The organism is Aeromonas sp. s2 (assembly GCF_040907935.1).
GTDB lineage: Bacteria > Pseudomonadota > Gammaproteobacteria > Enterobacterales > Aeromonadaceae > Aeromonas > Aeromonas dhakensis.
This window is the reverse complement of the sequence record NZ_JBFOCR010000008.1, coordinates 172,416-187,928: the sequence shown is the minus strand read 5'-3', so window position 1 is coordinate 187,928 and position 15,513 is coordinate 172,416. Positions and strand designations below refer to the sequence as shown.

11 protein-coding genes are annotated in these 15,513 nt (G+C 63.9%); 5 read left to right on the top strand and 6 right to left on the bottom strand.

Going from position 1 to position 15,513, the window contains the following annotated elements; translation table 11 throughout:
* Positions 1 to 127: 127 nt before the first annotated feature.
* The 3 genes from AB5Y81_RS04780 to AB5Y81_RS04770 are packed head-to-tail and all read left to right on the top strand — an operon-like array spanning position 128 to position 7,612.
* Positions 128 to 4,405, top strand: a complete 4,278-nt coding sequence (locus AB5Y81_RS04780; protein WP_279484795.1) for a transporter substrate-binding domain-containing protein — start codon at positions 128 to 130, stop codon at positions 4,403 to 4,405.
* The gene (locus AB5Y81_RS04775; protein ID WP_017763841.1) at positions 4,386 to 5,597 is read left to right on the top strand and encodes an EAL domain-containing protein; all 1,212 of its coding nucleotides are present in this window, start codon (positions 4,386 to 4,388) and stop codon (positions 5,595 to 5,597) included. Before AB5Y81_RS04780 ends, AB5Y81_RS04775 begins: the two co-directional genes overlap by 20 nt.
* Positions 5,598 to 5,635: 38 nt before the next feature.
* Positions 5,636 to 7,612 carry a methyl-accepting chemotaxis protein gene (locus AB5Y81_RS04770; protein WP_208200490.1) on the top strand — a complete coding sequence of 659 codons (1,977 nt, stop codon included), beginning with the start codon at positions 5,636 to 5,638 and terminating at the stop codon, positions 7,610 to 7,612.
* Between the two features lie 94 nt (positions 7,613 to 7,706).
* Here AB5Y81_RS04770 and rfaH read toward each other — a convergent pair whose 3' ends face one another.
* From rfaH to metN, 4 genes are all read right to left on the bottom strand, one after another.
* The gene (rfaH, locus tag AB5Y81_RS04765; protein WP_005304273.1) at positions 7,707 to 8,207 is read right to left on the bottom strand and encodes a transcription/translation regulatory transformer protein RfaH; all 501 of its coding nucleotides are present in this window, start codon (positions 8,205 to 8,207) and stop codon (positions 7,707 to 7,709) included.
* Between the two features lie 96 nt (positions 8,208 to 8,303).
* Complete coding sequence (metQ, locus tag AB5Y81_RS04760) at positions 8,304 to 9,104, bottom strand: methionine ABC transporter substrate-binding lipoprotein MetQ (RefSeq protein WP_279484794.1); 801 nt, start codon at positions 9,102 to 9,104, stop codon at positions 8,304 to 8,306.
* A gap of 25 nt (positions 9,105 to 9,129) precedes the next feature.
* Positions 9,130 to 9,783 carry an ABC transporter permease gene (locus AB5Y81_RS04755; protein ID WP_279484793.1) on the bottom strand — a complete coding sequence of 218 codons (654 nt, stop codon included), beginning with the start codon at positions 9,781 to 9,783 and terminating at the stop codon, positions 9,130 to 9,132.
* The gene (metN, locus tag AB5Y81_RS04750; protein WP_279484792.1) at positions 9,764 to 10,807 is read right to left on the bottom strand and encodes a methionine ABC transporter ATP-binding protein MetN; all 1,044 of its coding nucleotides are present in this window, start codon (positions 10,805 to 10,807) and stop codon (positions 9,764 to 9,766) included. The genes AB5Y81_RS04755 and metN overlap by 20 nt, the downstream gene beginning before the upstream one ends.
* 471 nt (positions 10,808 to 11,278) lie before the next feature.
* Here metN and AB5Y81_RS04745 point away from each other — a divergent pair, with 471 nt between their 5' ends.
* Positions 11,279 to 11,734, top strand: coding sequence for a hypothetical protein (locus tag AB5Y81_RS04745; protein WP_201899626.1), 456 nt, complete (start codon positions 11,279 to 11,281; stop codon positions 11,732 to 11,734).
* A gap of 109 nt (positions 11,735 to 11,843) precedes the next feature.
* On the opposite strand, the gene ppgK is transcribed toward AB5Y81_RS04745, so the two are convergent.
* Both ppgK and queG read right to left on the bottom strand, forming a co-directional pair.
* Complete coding sequence (ppgK, locus tag AB5Y81_RS04740) at positions 11,844 to 12,599, bottom strand: polyphosphate--glucose phosphotransferase (protein ID WP_279484791.1); 756 nt, start codon at positions 12,597 to 12,599, stop codon at positions 11,844 to 11,846.
* Positions 12,600 to 12,682: 83 nt separating this feature from the next.
* Positions 12,683 to 13,810: a tRNA epoxyqueuosine(34) reductase QueG gene (gene queG, locus AB5Y81_RS04735; RefSeq protein WP_043170997.1), complete on the bottom strand. Its 1,128-nt coding sequence runs from the start codon at positions 13,808 to 13,810 to the stop codon at positions 12,683 to 12,685.
* A gap of 186 nt (positions 13,811 to 13,996) precedes the next feature.
* Here queG and AB5Y81_RS04730 point away from each other — a divergent pair, with 186 nt between their 5' ends.
* Complete coding sequence (locus AB5Y81_RS04730) at positions 13,997 to 15,508, top strand: NAD(P)H-hydrate dehydratase (protein ID WP_279484790.1); 1,512 nt, start codon at positions 13,997 to 13,999, stop codon at positions 15,506 to 15,508.
* Positions 15,509 to 15,513: the final 5 nt, after the last annotated feature.

Sequence of the window (15,513 nt, the reverse complement as noted above, 5' to 3'; positions counted from 1 at the left end):
TCTTGCTAGAAAACGGCAGGCGTGAGCCTGCCGTTTTTCGTATCCGGACGAGTTCTACTACGAATTTCTATTCGCACATTTTGCCAAAATCCCTATGATCGCTCTCCGATCTGTTCAGGAGTCATCCATGTTGCGCCTTTGCATTCGCGCTATTTTATTGTGCTGGTTTATCTGTTGTGGCCATGTGGCTGCGGCAGAAACCTCTCTGGACAAGGATCAGCTGGGACTGACGGAACGGCTGTGGCTCGCCTCGCGCAATGACCTGGTGGTGGGCATGCCCTCGATGGCCTGGCCCCCCTACATCTATACCAATGGCCGGGGCGGCTTCAACGGTCCGCTCGACGACTTTGCCAACCAGATTGCCGGCCGGCTGGGGCTGACCGTGCGCTACAAGACCTATCCCTACTATGCCGATGCCCAGCAGGCGCTGCTCGATGGGGAGGTGGACATGCTGATCGGCGTGACGCCCAGCCAGTCGCGTCAGGAGAAGATGCGCTTTACCTCGGATCTGATGACCCTGCCGCGCGCCGTCCTGCTGACGCGGGAAGAGGGGGAGCCGACTCTGGCCGCGGCACGCCAGTTGCGCTGGGTGTGCGAGCACGGCTTCAGATCCTGCGAGGAGCTGACCCAGCTCGGGATAACCCAGCTGACCGAGGCGGACAGCAGCGACGAAGCCGTCTTCATGGTCAAGAAGGGGCTGGCGGATGCCTATCTCTCCGATCTGCCCTCGCTGATGCGGCTGCAGCGCCTGCAGCCGCAGACCGGGCTCAAGGTGATCACCCCGGAGTGGGTGACGGATACCTCGCTGGCCATGGCGGTGAGGCTGGACAATCAGGGGCTGCGCGATCTGCTGGAGCTGGCCCTCAACGACATGTCGCTGGATGAGCGCCGCCGCATTCTGGAGACCGGCGGTATCGTCGACTACGAGCTGGCCAACGGCCCTCGCCAGATAGTGTTCAACCAGAGCGAACTGGACTGGCTGGCCCGCCACCCGACCCTGCGCTTCGGGGTGGCTCCGGACTGGCCGGCGGTGAGCGAGATCGATGGCAATGGCCAGCTCAAGGGCTTCATCGCCGACCTGCTCAAGCTGGTGAGCCTGCGATCCGGCCTGCACTTCAGCCTGGTACCCACCAGCAGCTGGGCCGAGACCCAGAGCCTGCTGCAGGCGCGCAAGCTGGATTTCATTCCGGCCATCACCCCGACCGCCGAGCGGCGCCAGTACGCCCTGTTTACCCCCGACTACGCCTTCATCCACCGGGTGATTGCCGCCAGGCAGGGGAGTGAAGAGCTGGCCAGTCTCAACGAGCTCAAGGGACGCCGGGTGGGGATCGTCGGCGGCTCGGTGGAGGAGCTGGTGCTCAAGGAGGTGGGCGCCAGCCCTGTGGCGGTGAGCAGCGATACCAAGCTGCTGCCCCTGCTGGACGGACACCAGGTCGACTATGTGCTGATGAGCATGACCACCCTGGAGCAGGCACTGCAGAAAGGGTTCAACAACCGCTACCAGGTAGTGTTTTCCGGCAACGAGCTGAGGGTGCCGGTCGCCATGGCGGTGCATCAACAGGATCCCATGTTGCAGCAGATCCTGACCAAGGTGCTGCTCTCCATCCGGCCGGAAGAGATGACCAAGCTGGAGCACAAGTGGTTGGCCCTGACCATCCAGACCGGCATCAATCCGACCACGGTGGCGCTCTGGTCCGCCTTAGGGCTGGGGGCCTTCCTGCTCTGCGTGCTGCTGTTCATGGGCTGGAACCGGACCCTGCGTCGCCAGATAGTGCAGCGCCAGCTGGCCGAGCACAAATTGAACGAGCAGCTGACGTTTGTGCAGACCCTGCTCAACTCCCTGCCCAACATGGTGGTGCTGCGGGATCGCGAGCAGCGCATCACCCTCTGCAACCAGGCCTATCGGGATGCCTTCATCGGCGACCCGATGAAGGAGGGGGGCGACGATCTGGACCGCATGCCGGCCAGAGAGCGGGCTCGGGTACTGAAAGAAGAGCAGGAGGTGTGGCAGAGCGGCGCACAACTGGAGGGGGCGGGCAACAGCCGCCGCCAGGATGGCGCCATGTTCCACGTCATCTATACCAAGCGCCCCTACACCTCCCCGGATGGAGACATGCTCGGTGTCTTGACCGTGCTGACCGACGTGACCCGCATCAAGGAGGCCGAGGCGCGGGCCCGCAAGGCGGAGACCCGCCTCACCCAGATCACCGACAGCATGCCAGGCATCGTCTATCAGTACCTCTGGATCGGACCCGGCAAGGGACGCTTCCTCTATGCCTCGCAGGGGGCGAGCGAGATCCTGGGGGCCAGCCGGCAGGAGATGCTGTCGGCCGAGTCGGGGGGGGAGGTGTTCGGCTTTACCGAGGAGGCGCTGCAGGACTTCGTCAGCAAGGTGGCCAACCATGCTCAGACCCTGGCCCCTCTCGATCTCGAGGTAAAGGTGGAGCGGCCTGAGGGGGCGCGCTATCTGCAGGTGCGCGGCAGTTTCGTGCCGCAGGAGGAGGGGCACCTGATCCTCAACGGGGTGATCCAGGACATCACGGCCCTCAAGCGCCAGGAGCACGAGCTGAGGGAGGCGCGGGCCTATGCCGAGCAGGCGATGCAGGTGCGCAGCCGCTTCCTCGCCACCATGAGCCACGAGCTCAGAACCCCCATCTCCGGCATGCATGGCATGCTGGAGCTGCTGCAGATGAGCGAGCTGAACGAGGATCAGCGTTACCTGCTGCGCAACGTGGTCACCTCCACCAACAACCTGCTCTATCTGGTCAACGATGTGCTCGACTTCTCCAAGATAGAGGCGGGCCAGCTGCAGCTCCATTATCAGGAGTGCCGGCTTGCCTCCGTCATCTGTGACGTGATCCGCGGCCATGCCACCCTGGCCCATGGCAAGGGGCTCAGAGTGACGCTGGACTGGGGCACCGAGGTGCCGGATCAGGCCCGCATCGATGCGGTGCGGGTGGGTCAGGTGCTCTCCAACCTGCTCAACAATGCGGTCAAGTTCACCGAGCGGGGCGAGATCCGCATCCAGGTGGGTCTGCAGGCCGAGCGACTGGCCATCACGGTCAGCGACACCGGCATCGGTATCGCCGAAGAGAAGCAGGATCGCCTGTTCACCCCGTTCGAGCAGGTGGAGTCCGACATAACCCGACGTTTCGGCGGCACCGGGCTGGGGCTGGCCATCTGCCACCAGCTGGCCCAGAAGATGGGGGGCACGCTGACGCTCGAGAGCAAATCGGGGCACGGCACCCGGCTCACCTTCGAGTTCCCGCTGAGCGAGTGTCAGTGGGATGCCCCGCCGCTGGCCGGCCAGGAGTGGTGGCTGTTTGGCGAAGATGTTGCCTTGCAGAGCGCCATGCAGCGGCTGGGGGCCAGGCTGCATCGTCTGGATCCACAGCAGTGGCAGCAGCCCCTCAACGGCCTGTTGCTGGCGGAGGAGAGCTGGCTCGAGCAGGCGCTCGGCAGCGACTGGCTGGGCCATTTGCAGCGATCGACCCTCAAGGGCATAGTGCTCTCCCCGCAGGAGGCCCTGCGCGGTCGCATGGGGTCGAGTGCCTGGTGGCGGCTGGGGCAATCGCCGCTCTATCCCGACCTGTTGCTGGAGACTTGCCATCAGTTATTGGGGGAGGCGGCGATCAGCCCGGTGGAAGCCAATGCGCCCAAGCTGCAGGGGCGGGTGCTGGTGGCCGATGATCACCCCATCAACCGCGCCCTGCTGGCCCGCCAGCTGGCCATTCTCGGCGTGGATGCCGAGGTGGTGGATGACGGCGACAAGGCCTTGCGCACCTGGCAGGGGCAGGGATTCGCCCTGCTGCTGACCGACTGCCACATGCCGGCGATGGATGGTTACAGCCTGACCCGGGCGCTGCGGGAGCAGGGGGTATCGGCCCCTGTCATCGGGGTGACGGCCGACACCTCCGAAGAGGCCGGCCTGCAGATGCAGGAGGCGGGCATGAACGACATGTTGTTCAAACCCTATACCCTGGATACGCTGCGGCAGGTGCTGATGCGCTGGCTGCCGGTGAGCAGCCAGGCGCAGGAACCCAGCCTGGCCCCTGCCCCTGCCAGCGAGCAGGGGGAGCGCTGGATCTCGCTGTTTGGCGATGAGGCGGTGGCGCGCAGCATGGCGCGGGAATACCTGGATTCCAATCGCCAGGACGGAGATGACATGATGCAGGCACTGGCCAGGCAGGATACCTATGCCCTGGTGGAGACGGCGCATCGGATCAAGGGGGCTGCCCGCATGGTGGGGCAGCAGGCATTGGCGGAGGAGGCGGCCCGGCTCGAAGCGGCGGCCCGCCTCAAGCAGCTGGACGAGCTCAGCGAACTGAGCCAGACGGTGCTGGCGCTGATGAAGGCTATTACAGGTGAAATTGGATTATGGCTCGATGAACAAGACACAGCATGAGTTGGTGATCATGGTGGTGGAAGATCACGCCTTCCAGCGCAAGGCGTTGATGCACCAGATCCGCGGGCTCGGTTACGCTTCCCTGCTGGAGGCGCAGGACGGGGTGGAGGCGTTGGCCATGTGCCAGCGTCATCAGGTCGACATCCTGTTTTGCGATCTGCGCATGCCGGGCATGGATGGCATGGCGCTGTTGCGCCGCCTCTCCCTCGGCGGCTTTCGCGGCGGCATCATCCTCTCCAGCGCGCTGGAGGATGACGTGGTCGAGGCCGTGCTGCGCATGAGCGCCGCCTATGGCTTGCAGGTGCTGGGGCGCATCGAGAAGCCCTCCAGCCAGCAGCAGATCAGCCAGCTGATCGGGGCCTGGCGCCCGCAGCAGGAGAGAGCCCAGGAGGAAGATGGCCACCGTCTGACCCTGGATGAGCTGAGCCTGGCGCTGGAGCAGGACCAGCTGCTGCCCTGGTATCAGCCCAAGGTGAGCTTCGGCTCCGGCCAGTGGGTTGGCATGGAGGCGCTGGCCCGCTGGCAGCATCCGGAGTACGGCCTCATCTCGCCGGCCCGCTTCATTCCGCTGGCGGAGCACAACGGTCTCATCGATCGGCTGACCGAGGTGATCATCAGCAAATCGCTGCGAGACGGCCACCTGTGGGAGCAGACCGGGCTATCCCTCAACCTCTCGATGAACCTCTCCACCACCTCGCTGATCGAGGGGGATCTGTGCAACACCCTGATCAACCAGTGCCAGCGCTGGAGCATCAATCCCGAGCTCATCACCCTGGAGGTGACCGAGAGCGCGTTCGTGCAGGATCTGGGCAAGTCGCTGGAGGTGCTGACGCGCCTGCGCATGCACGGTTTTGGCCTCTCCATCGACGACTTCGGTACCGGCTACTCCTCCATGCAACAGCTGGCCCTGCTGCCCTTCACCGAACTCAAGCTGGATCGCTCTTTCGTCGATCACTGCTTTGAGGACCCCTCTCGCTTGGCCATAATAGAGTCAAGCATCGAGCTGGCCCGCAAGCTGGGGCTCAAGTCCGTCGCCGAAGGGGTGGAGGACGAACTCACCTGGCGGCTGCTGGCGCGGCTGGGGTGCGACGTGTGCCAGGGCTTCTTCTCTGCCCGGCCCATGCCGCGTGAGGAGTTGATGGGATGGCACGACTCCTGGCGTGAACGGCTACCGGCGCTGCTCGGGGAGTGAATGTCGGGCAGGATGCCCGCAATGAAACAAGGACGTTCATGAAAATTTCAAGCAAGTTACTGCTCAGCTTCTGTTTTATCAATCTGCTGGTGATCCTCTCTTCCAGCCTGGTCTACCACCAGCTCGGCCGCATCGGACAGGCCGGCAGCGCTCTGGTGGAGCAGGCCCTGCCCGCCCTGCAACGGGATGAGGCCAGCCAGAAGGCGCTGGTGGCGACCATCTCCTCCCTGCGGGCCTATCTCATCCTGGGCAAGGATCCGGCGCAGGCCGACCGCCTCAAACAGGAGTGGGAGGGGGCCTGGCAGGTGATCGAGCATCAGCAGTTCACCGCCGAGCTTGCCCGCTCGCTCAAGGCCTTCAAGACCAGCCAACAGAAGGTGTGGGACATTGCCCAGACCGACGAGAATCTGCCCGCCCATACCTTGATGTTGCAGGAGGCGGGGCCGTTGGCAGAGTCTGCCCTCGATCAGCTGCAGTCCTTTGCCAACGAAGAGGTGGCGACCCCGCAGGATCAGCTGCCCGGTGATCGCCGCCTGCTGCTCAAGCAGGTGGGGGATGCCTACAACGGCCTCTCCAATGCCCTCTCCGCCCTGCGTGACTTCCTCATCTCGGGGGATCCGGACTATCGCACCAAATACCAGGACTATTACCAGTTCCACCAGCAGCGGGTGGCCGAGCTGAAGCAGCAAGAGGCCAACTTTACCGAGGCGCAGAAGGGGATCTGGTCGCTGTTCGAGGAGATGTCGGCCCCCTTTGCCGAGCTGGTGGGCCAGGTGATCGAGAAGCGTCAGGCCCCGGACTGGGATCAGGCCAATTACCTGATGGCGACCGAGATTGAGCCCGCACTCGGCCAGCTGGCGACCCAGCTGGCCGGCCAGGTGACCGAGACCCGTGCCGAGGTACAGAGCATGGGCCAGAAGATGACCAGCTCCGGTCAGGCCATCAATCGCACCCTGCTGCTGGCCACCCTGACCGTGATCGTGCTGGGTACCCTGGTGGCGCTGCTGTTCAGTCGCCGCCTGACCCGGGACATCGCCAGCCTGGTGCTGCGAGCCGATCAGGTGGCCAATGGTCGGTTGCCGGCCCGTCCCCTGCCGGTGCAGAGCCAGGATGAGCTGGGCGGGCTGACGGGCTCCATCAACCAGATGTCCGGCCAGCTGCGCCAGCTGGTGGGGGAGATCCAGGGGGCGGTGGGGCAGGTAGACGGGGCCTGCGGTGAGGTGAGCAGCACCACCTGCGCCATCGTCACCGATCTGGCGAGCCAGAATCAGCGGGTCGATACGGTGGCGGCGGCCATCGAGCAGATGTCGGTCAGCACCCGGGATGTGGCGGGCAATATCGCCGAAGCGGCGCGGGCCGCCCAGCAGGCCGAGCAGCAGACCCGCCAGGGCGGCCACGAGCTGGCCCGCATGACGGCCACCATGCAGCAGATTGCCGCCATGATTGCCCAGGCGAACGAGGCGATGGGCCAGCTCAGCAGCCAGAGCGAGCAGGTGGGACGCGTCACCGAGGTGATCGCCACCATTGCCGAGCAGACCAATCTGCTGGCGCTCAACGCCGCCATCGAGGCGGCGCGGGCCGGCGAGCAGGGACGCGGGTTTGCGGTGGTGGCCGACGAGGTGCGCCTGCTGGCGAGCCGCACCAGCCAGTCCACCGAGGAGATCAGCCAGACCATCGCCAGCATCCAGCAGCAGACCCGCCAGACCGTCAACACGGTCGGCAGCGGTACCCGGCTGGTGGAGGAGGGGCGCGGCGCCGTCGACTCGGTGACCGCTACCCTGGACGCCATGCTGCAACTGGTGCAGGACTTGTCGGGTCAGCTGGGGGCGATCGCCACCGCGACCGAGCAGCAGTCGCGGGTGGCCCAGGAGGTGGCGGGCACGGTGGAGGAGATCGCCGGGCTCAGCCGGCAGTCGAGCCAGCGCAGCCAGCAGGGGGAGGAGATAGTGGCTAGGCTGGCGCAGGATACCGGCCGCTTGACGGCGGTGATCAGCCGCTTCGAGCTGGATGCCTGAGGCGGACAAGGCCCATAAGAACGGGGCAGGCCGCTTGGCCTGCCCCGTTTCTTTCAGCCTTGCTGGCAAGAGATGGTTGCTCTGACCTGGCGGGTCACTCCAGCCGGCGGAAGGACTGGTTGTCGAAGCTGCTGCTGGTCTCCTGATTGAGCAGGCTCACCAGCAGGATCGCGCGTTTGTCGCCATCCGGCTCCAGATAGATGGCCTCGAAGCCGGCCAGCGGACCGGATTCTATCAATACCTTGTCGCCCTGGGTCGGCAGGTTGGCGTAGCTGGCGCGCGCCTCGTCGCTGTCGTCCCGGCTCATCAGCTGATAGACCAGCTGGCTGTTGATGGCGGTCCACTCCCGTCCGAAGTGGATGATGCGGCTGATGCCGCGGGTGGACTTCAGGGTGACCGGGGTGACCTCTTCCAGATCCACGTAGATGAACAGGTAGTTGGGGAACATGGGCTCCCGCACCGGGACTCGCTTGCCCCGCCGCAGTTTTTCAATTTCCACCATGGGATAGTAGGACTCGATCCCCTGGGCTTCGAGATGGGCGCGGGCGCGGGCCTCTTCTTTTGGCTTGCAGTAGGCCAGATACCATTTTTTCATGTGATGAATATGTTCGTGTTGCCGTGCTCGCCGATATGATAGCGGCAGCAATAAAAAAGGCCACGCATTGCGTGGCCTTTTTTGCCGAGTGAGTGATTACCAACCTTTCACCAGGCCGCCTTTGAACAGTTCCAGCCCTTTCTTGTAGACGTCGTCGGTCTGGAAGGCCTGTACGAACTGTTTGACCTTCTCGTCGTCCTTGTTGTTGTCGCGGGCGACGATCAGGTTGACGTAGGGGGACTCCTTGTCCTCAACAAACAGGCCGTTCTCGGTCGGGGTCAGGCCAATCTGACCGGCGAAGGTGTTGTTGATGATGGCCAAGTCCACGTCTTCCAGCGAGCGCGGCAGCTGGGCAGCTTCCAGCTCGACGATCTTGAAGTTGCGCGGGTTGCTGGCGATGTCCAGCACGGTCGCTTCCAGACCGGCACCCTCTTTGAGCTTCAGCAGATCCTGCTTCTCCAGCAGGATCAGGGAGCGGCCCAGGTTGGTCGGATCGTTCGGCACCGCGATCTGGGCACCATCTTTCAGCTCGGAGAGGGCCTTGATCTTCTTGGAGTAACCGGCGATCGGGTAGACGAAGGTGTTGCCGACCGGCACCAGCTTGAAGCCGCGATCACGGATCTGGGCATCCAGATAGGGCTTGTGCTGGAAGGCGTTGACGTCAACGCTGCCATCGTTCAGGGCCACGTTCGGGGTGACGTAGTCGGAGAAGTTGACCACCTCGACGGTCAGGCCGTATTTCTCCTTGGCCACTTTGGCGGCCACTTCAACCAGTTCGGTCTCGGGGCCGGCGATGGCGCCCACCTTCAGGGTCTTGTTCTCTTCCTTTTGACCGCAACCGGCCAGTACCAGGGTAGCCAGCAGGGCAGCCGCAACGGATTTGATGCCAAATTTCATAAAACCTCCTGTCAGAAATCGACGATTAACGATGATCACATTTGTTGACCAGGCGCTCACCCGCGCTCTGGATGAGTTGAACCAGCACTACCAGGATCACGACGGTGACCAGCATGACGGTCGGGTCAAAACGCTGATAGCCGTAGCGAATACCCACATCGCCCAGTCCACCGCCCCCGATGGCACCAGCCATGGCGGAGTAGTTCACCAGCGTGACGAGGGTGATGGTGACGCTGTTGAGGATGCCGGGCAGGGCCTCGGGCAGCAGCACCTTGGTGATGATTTGCAATGGCTTGGCGCCCATGGCCTTGGCCGCTTCCAGCAGGCCGTCCGGCACCTCCATCAGGGCCCCTTCCACCAGGCGGGCGATGAAGGGGATGCAACCGACGGTCAGCGGCACGATGGCGGCGATGGTGCCGATGCTGGTGCCGACGATCAGCCGGGTCAGCGGGATGATGGCGACCAGCAGGATGATGAAGGGTACCGAGCGACCCACGTTGACCACCATGCCCAGGGTGCGGTTGAGCAGCGGGTTGACCAGGATCTGGCCGGCCTTGGTCACGTGCAGCGCCACGCCGAGCGGCAGACCGAGCAGGCAGCCGAACAGGGCGGAGGCAAACACCATGATGAGGGTGTCGCCCAGGGCCGTGAACAGCAGATTAATCATTGCTTCGGACATAACCCATTACCTCCAGCTGAATATGGTTGTCGATGAAGAACTGCTGGGTGGCCTCGCACTGGACCTCATCCCCGAACAGTTCCGCCAGCAGGAAGCCGAACTTGACGCCACCGGCGTACTCGATGTCGGCGCTCAGAATGCTGATGTCGATGTTGAAGCGGCGGCTCGCCTCCGAGATGAGCGGCGTGTCGACCGTGCTGCCGGTAAAGCCGAGTTTCACCAGCGGATAGCTGGCGGGTACTCGATTGCTACTCATCCGATCCTGATACTCCTGGGGCACTTCCAGGTGGATGGTGGAGTGGATGAAATCCCGGGCCAGCTGGGTCTTGGCATTGCTGAAGAACCAGGCCACTTCGCCCTGCTCGATCAGCCGGCCGTCACTGATGATGGCCACTTCGTCGCAGATCCCCTTCACCACATCCATCTCGTGGGTGATGAGCAGTATGGTGAGCCCCAGCTTGACGTTGATCTCCTTGAGCAGAGTCAGGATCGAGCGGGTGGTCTGCGGGTCGAGGGCCGAGGTGGCCTCGTCGCACAGCAGCACCTTGGGGGCCGGCGCCAGCGCCCGGGCGATGGCGACCCGCTGCTTCTGACCGCCGGATAGCTCGGACGGATAGGCGTGGGCGCGGGCTTCCAGCCCGACCAGCGCCAGCAGTTCGGTGACCCGATTCTGGATCTTGTCCTTGCTCCAGCCCGCCAGCTCCAGCGGAAAGGCGATGTTGGCGGAGACGGTGCGGGAGGCCAGCAAGTTGAAGTGCTGAAAGATCATCCCGATCTGGCGGCGGGCCTGGGTCAGATCCCGCTCGCTCAGGGTGACCAGATCCTGGCCGTCGACGATGACCTGGCCATCCGTCGGGCGCTCCAGCAGGTTGACGCAGCGGATGAGGGTGCTCTTGCCGGCACCGGAGGCACCGATCACCCCGAAAATTTTGCCTTGCGGCACATGCAGGCTGACATCACGCAGGGCGTGCACGGCATCACTGCCTTTACCGTAGACTTTGTTGAGACCGATCAACTTAATCATGGATTCTTCCGTGCTAACAGCCTTAAAGCACAGGGCGCTACAGGCGGGTGAATTGGGCAGAGGTTTCACTGGGTTGCTCTGTCATCATGGAGGATGATGCTAAGATGTCTGGATGGCCATGTCAACGCGTGTTTATACATCTAGACGTCTAAAAAAGTGCTAAGGATTGCCACTTGTTGACTAAGGCCGACGGTGATCCGGTTCACATCAATATTGTATTTGGCAGTGTAGTAGGATTGCCGAATATCAGATGGTAAATGCACCATTATCACTTCCTTTATTAGTCGTGAGACGGATTCAGCTGCTCATCCTTTTACTCCCCCCGGGTTGGCACAAATCATTCCATTTTGTATCGATCGCTGCTTTCTTGGCCGGCTTCTTGATGCAGCACAACAAGGGCCGCGCTTTGGCTTGGATTGCAATTGTCTGTTTTTTATACTTAAAGGGCACGATATACAGGAGGGCAACCTGATGCGATTTCAACAAATCAAAGACTTGCTGCTCTATCTGGAGCAGGTGCATCACCAGCTTGGGCTCTGTTATGGGCGTCTCATGGCACAGGTGGATGGCGAGCGCAGCCGGCTGCTGCTGGCCTATCTGCAGCAGCGGGAGGAGGCGGCAAAGAGCCAGCTGGATGACTACCTGAGTGAACTTGGCGAAGGGGTGAAGGAGACCTGGCTGGAGCGAGGCTTCAGCGAGGATCTGCTGCCCGGGATCCGGCGCCTGAGCCTGCCTGCCACGGCCCAGACCCAGGACATAGTGCAGCTGGTGTGCCGGCAGGAGGAGAAACTCATCGGCGAGCTCAGCCATCTGGCCCGGGAGTGTCCGACCGAGGAGACGGTGCGGCTGCTGGGTGGCCTGGCCACGCAGGAGCAGACCCGTCTGACCCGGCTGGTGCACGGTGCCCATCGGCTCGACGATCTCTAGGGGATGGCTGTTGTCGGGTGAGGTGTGCGGCGCGTAGTGAAAAATGTGCGGGGAAAACAGCAGAGGCCCGGCAATGCCGGGCCTCTGCTGTTTGTTGTTCACGACGGGCTCATGCCGACTGGCGGGCGGCGGTCAGCTCGGCGGCGTGCAGAGCGGCGCCTATGATGCCGGCCTGATTGAGGTTGGCGGCCGCTACCAGCGGGGCCCGGGTCTCAATCTTGTCGATGAACTTGTCGAGCTTGGCGGCGCTGCCGCCGCCCAGGATGAAGAGGTCGGGGGAGAACAGAAACTCGAGGCGAGCCAGGTACCTGTTGAAGCGCTTGCCCCAGCGGCCCCAGGAGAGATCCTCGCGCTTGCGCACCGCGTCCGAGCAGTAGTGCTCGGCCACCATCCCTTCCAGCATCAGGTGACCCAGCTCGGTGTTGGGCAGCAGCTGGCCGTTGACGAACACGGCGGTGCCGATGCCGGTGCCGACCGTGATGAGGATGATCACCCCCTGGCGATCCCGGCCGTTGCCATAGCGCATCTCCGCCAGACCGGCCGCATCGGCGTCGTTCAGCACGTGGCAGGGCTGGCCGGTCACGTCGCCAAACAGATGGGCGACGTCGGTCTCAATCCAGCTCTTGTCGATGTTGGCCGCACTCTTGGCGATGCCGTTGTGGATGGTGGCGGGAAAGCCGCAGCCCACCGGGCCCTTCCAGTCGAAGTGTTCCACCAGCGCCTTGAGGGTATGCGCCACGGCGGCCGGGGTGGCCGGCTGCGGCGTCACCAGCCGGTGGCGTTCGCCAATCAGCTCGCCCGTTGCGGTGTCGACCAGGCATCCCTTGATCCCCGAACCACCGATATCCACTCCCAACATCTGCATCAGCTTGTTCCTTTTGTTGTGCCGACCATCGACCGTCGGCAGAGCATGAAAAAATGACCTGGATCCGGCAAGGGGCAGATCGTCTATGCGTGATCCGGCAGACCTTTTTCGATGCAGCGGATCAGCAAGCGGGTCTTTTTGTTGTCATCCTGCTGGCGCCGGGCCAGGGTCGCCAGCGCCCACTCGATATGTTCGGCCACCATGGGCTCGGCTTCAGCCAGCGCCTGCTGCAGGGCCACCATTACCTCCTGGCTGGCCGGGCCGTTGCCAAGGGCCACCGCCAGGTTGCGGCGCCAGCGCTGATAGCCGATGCGGCGAATGGGGCTGCCTTCCGTGTGCTTGAGAAACTCGCTCTCGCTCCAGCCCCACAAGGTCAAGAGGGGCGGGCGGTGCAGATTGGGGCGCGGGCTGAAGTCGGGCTCAGGGCTGGCATTGGCGTAGCGGTTCCAGGGGCAGATGAGCTGGCAGTCGTCACAGCCATAGATGCGGTTGCCCATCAGCGGCCGGAACTCTACGGGGATGGGGCCGTCGTTCTCGATGGTGAGATAGGAGATGCAGCGGCGGCCATCCACCACGTAGGGGGCGACAATGGCGCCGGTGGGGCAGATGTTGATGCAGGCCACGCACTTGCCGCATTGCTCTTTCTCCACCGGGGCGTCCAGCGGCAGTGGCAGGCTGAGCAGCAGCTCCCCCAGAAAGAAGAAGGATCCCGCCGACTCGTTGAGCAGCAGCGAGTGTTTGCCCACCCAGCCGAGGCCGGCCTTGGCCGCCAGCGGTCGCTCCAGAATGGGGGCCGAGTCGACGAAGGGGCGCCAGCCCAGCGCCTCGCAGCGCTGCTCGATGCGCTCCCCCAGCTGCTTGAGCCGGCTGCGCAGCAGCTTGTGGTAGTCGCGACCAAGGGCATAGCGGCTGATGTAGCCGAGGGTGGGATCGCGCAGGGTGGCGGCGAAGCCCGCCTCGAACGGGAGATAGTTCATCCGCACCGACAGCACCCGCAAGGTGCCTGGCAGCAGCTCGTGGGGGCGAGCCCGCATCATGCCGTGGCGCGCCATGTAGTCCATGCTGCCGTGATAGCCAGCGTCCAGCCAGGCTTGCAGCCTGGGCTCTTCGAGGGTGAGATCCGTGTCGGTGATGCCGGCCTGGTCGAATCCTAGCTCGCTCGCCCAGAGCTTGATATCTTGGGCCAGTTGATGAAGTTCGGCCGTGGTCATGGCGCTGCCGGTCCTGCTGGCGGGCGGCCTGAGCGTGCACCGGGATGGGAGTGTACTGTCATGCTGTATCGCATCTCTGGGGGCTTGCTGCCAAGGTTAACCGATGGGGGCGTTTGCCGCCGTCATACTGCATCATGAGCCCGGTGCCCGCCGGACCGGATCAATGGATGAGAGTCAGGAGCCGTCATGGAACAGGTCATCGGGGATGCTATCAGCGGGAAAGAGGGGCAGAGCTTACCACAATCGCTGTGGCGGACTGAACAGATCCGTGCTCTGGAGCGGGAGTGGGCCGAGCGCGAGGGACTGAGCCTCTATGCCCTGATGGAGCGCGCCGGCGCTGCGCTGCGCACCTACGCCACCCACCACTGGCCGCACAGCCGGTGCTGGTGGATCTTTACCGGCCCCGGCAACAACGGTGGCGACGGCTACGTGCTGGCCCGCCTGGCGAGACAGCTGGGTCTTGAGCCTCAGGTGATTGCCGTGCGGGATCCCGCCGAGCTGACGGGGGATGCCAGGCGGGCCGCCGACGAGTGGCTGGCGATGGGGGGCACAGTGGTGTCGCCCGAGGAGCGGGAGCTCGACCGGCTGCCGACCCCGGATCTGGTGATAGATGCACTGCTTGGCACCGGTGTCCATATCCGGCTGTCACCGCTCATGACAAGGATCGTCGCAACAATCAATGGCTTGCAGGTGCCCGTGCTGGCGGTGGATCTCCCCTCCGGCCTCAATGCCGATACCGGCTGCGCCATGGGAGCCGTGGTGCGCGCCAGCCGTACCCTCACCTTCATCGGCATCAAGCAGGGCATGCTCACCGCCGACGGGGTGGATTGCGTCGGTCGGCTCGACTGCGACACCCTCGGCGTCACCGCGCCGCCCGGGTGGCAGGCGGCCGCCGAGCGTGTCGATTATCCTTCTCTTCGCGCCAGGCTGACGCCGCGCCAGCGCTCGTCCCACAAGGGCTCCCACGGCAAGGTGTTGCTGGTGGGAGGCAATGCGGGGATGCAGGGGGCCATCGTGCTGGCCGCGCGCGCCTGCCTGCGGGCCGGTGCCGGTCTGGTGCGGGTGTGCCAGCATCCTGATCACCTGCCCTCCAGCCTCTACCAGGCCGAATTGATGGGCAGTCAGGTCGGGGGGGAGGAAAGCTGGGCCTCGGTGCGGGTAGTGGGACCGGGTCTGGGTCAGGATGAGTGGGGTCGGCGCCATTTTGAGTCATTTGTTAACGAGCAGGTGCCACTGGTATTGGATGCCGATGGATTGAATTGGCTGGCGCAATGTCCCCGTCATCAGGATAATTGGGTGCTCACGCCCCATCCGGGCGAGGCGGCCCGCCTGCTGGGCTGCACCATTGCCGAGATCGCCGCGGATCGCTTTGCCGCGGTGCAGCGTCTGCAGCAGCGCTTCGGCGGTGTGGTGCTGCTCAAGGGGGCGGGGACGCTGATCCACGACGGCAAGGGGATGGAGCTCTGTAACGAGGGCAATCCCGGCATGGCCAGTGGCGGCATGGGCGACCTGTTATCTGGTATAATCGCCGCCCTTTTGGCCCAGGGCTGGTCTGCCGCCGAGGCAGCCCGACTGGGCGCCGTGATCCACGGGGAAGCGGCCGATCTGGCTGCTGCAGACGGAGAGCGGGGCATGCTGGCATCAGACCTGCTGCCCTTTATCCGTCGACTGGTTAATCCCGACACCATAACAAGCTAAAGAAG

Excerpts from the sequence above, each read along its gene's own strand:
- AB5Y81_RS04780 (WP_279484795.1), top strand. The coding sequence starts at position 128 with ATGTTGCGCCTTTGCATTCGCGCTATTTTATTGTGCTGGTTTATCTGT.
- AB5Y81_RS04775 (WP_017763841.1), top strand. The coding sequence starts at position 4,386 with ATGAACAAGACACAGCATGAGTTGGTGATCATGGTGGTGGAAGATCAC.
- AB5Y81_RS04770 (WP_208200490.1), top strand. The coding sequence starts at position 5,636 with ATGAAAATTTCAAGCAAGTTACTGCTCAGCTTCTGTTTTATCAATCTG.
- rfaH (WP_005304273.1), bottom strand. The coding sequence starts at position 8,207 with ATGAAAAAATGGTATCTGGCCTACTGCAAGCCAAAAGAAGAGGCCCGC.
- metQ (WP_279484794.1), bottom strand. The coding sequence starts at position 9,104 with ATGAAATTTGGCATCAAATCCGTTGCGGCTGCCCTGCTGGCTACCCTG.
- AB5Y81_RS04755 (WP_279484793.1), bottom strand. The coding sequence starts at position 9,783 with ATGTCCGAAGCAATGATTAATCTGCTGTTCACGGCCCTGGGCGACACC.
- metN (WP_279484792.1), bottom strand. The coding sequence starts at position 10,807 with ATGATTAAGTTGATCGGTCTCAACAAAGTCTACGGTAAAGGCAGTGAT.
- AB5Y81_RS04745 (WP_201899626.1), top strand. The coding sequence starts at position 11,279 with ATGCGATTTCAACAAATCAAAGACTTGCTGCTCTATCTGGAGCAGGTG.
- ppgK (WP_279484791.1), bottom strand. The coding sequence starts at position 12,599 with ATGCAGATGTTGGGAGTGGATATCGGTGGTTCGGGGATCAAGGGATGC.
- queG (WP_043170997.1), bottom strand. The coding sequence starts at position 13,810 with ATGACCACGGCCGAACTTCATCAACTGGCCCAAGATATCAAGCTCTGG.
- AB5Y81_RS04730 (WP_279484790.1), top strand. The coding sequence starts at position 13,997 with ATGGAACAGGTCATCGGGGATGCTATCAGCGGGAAAGAGGGGCAGAGC.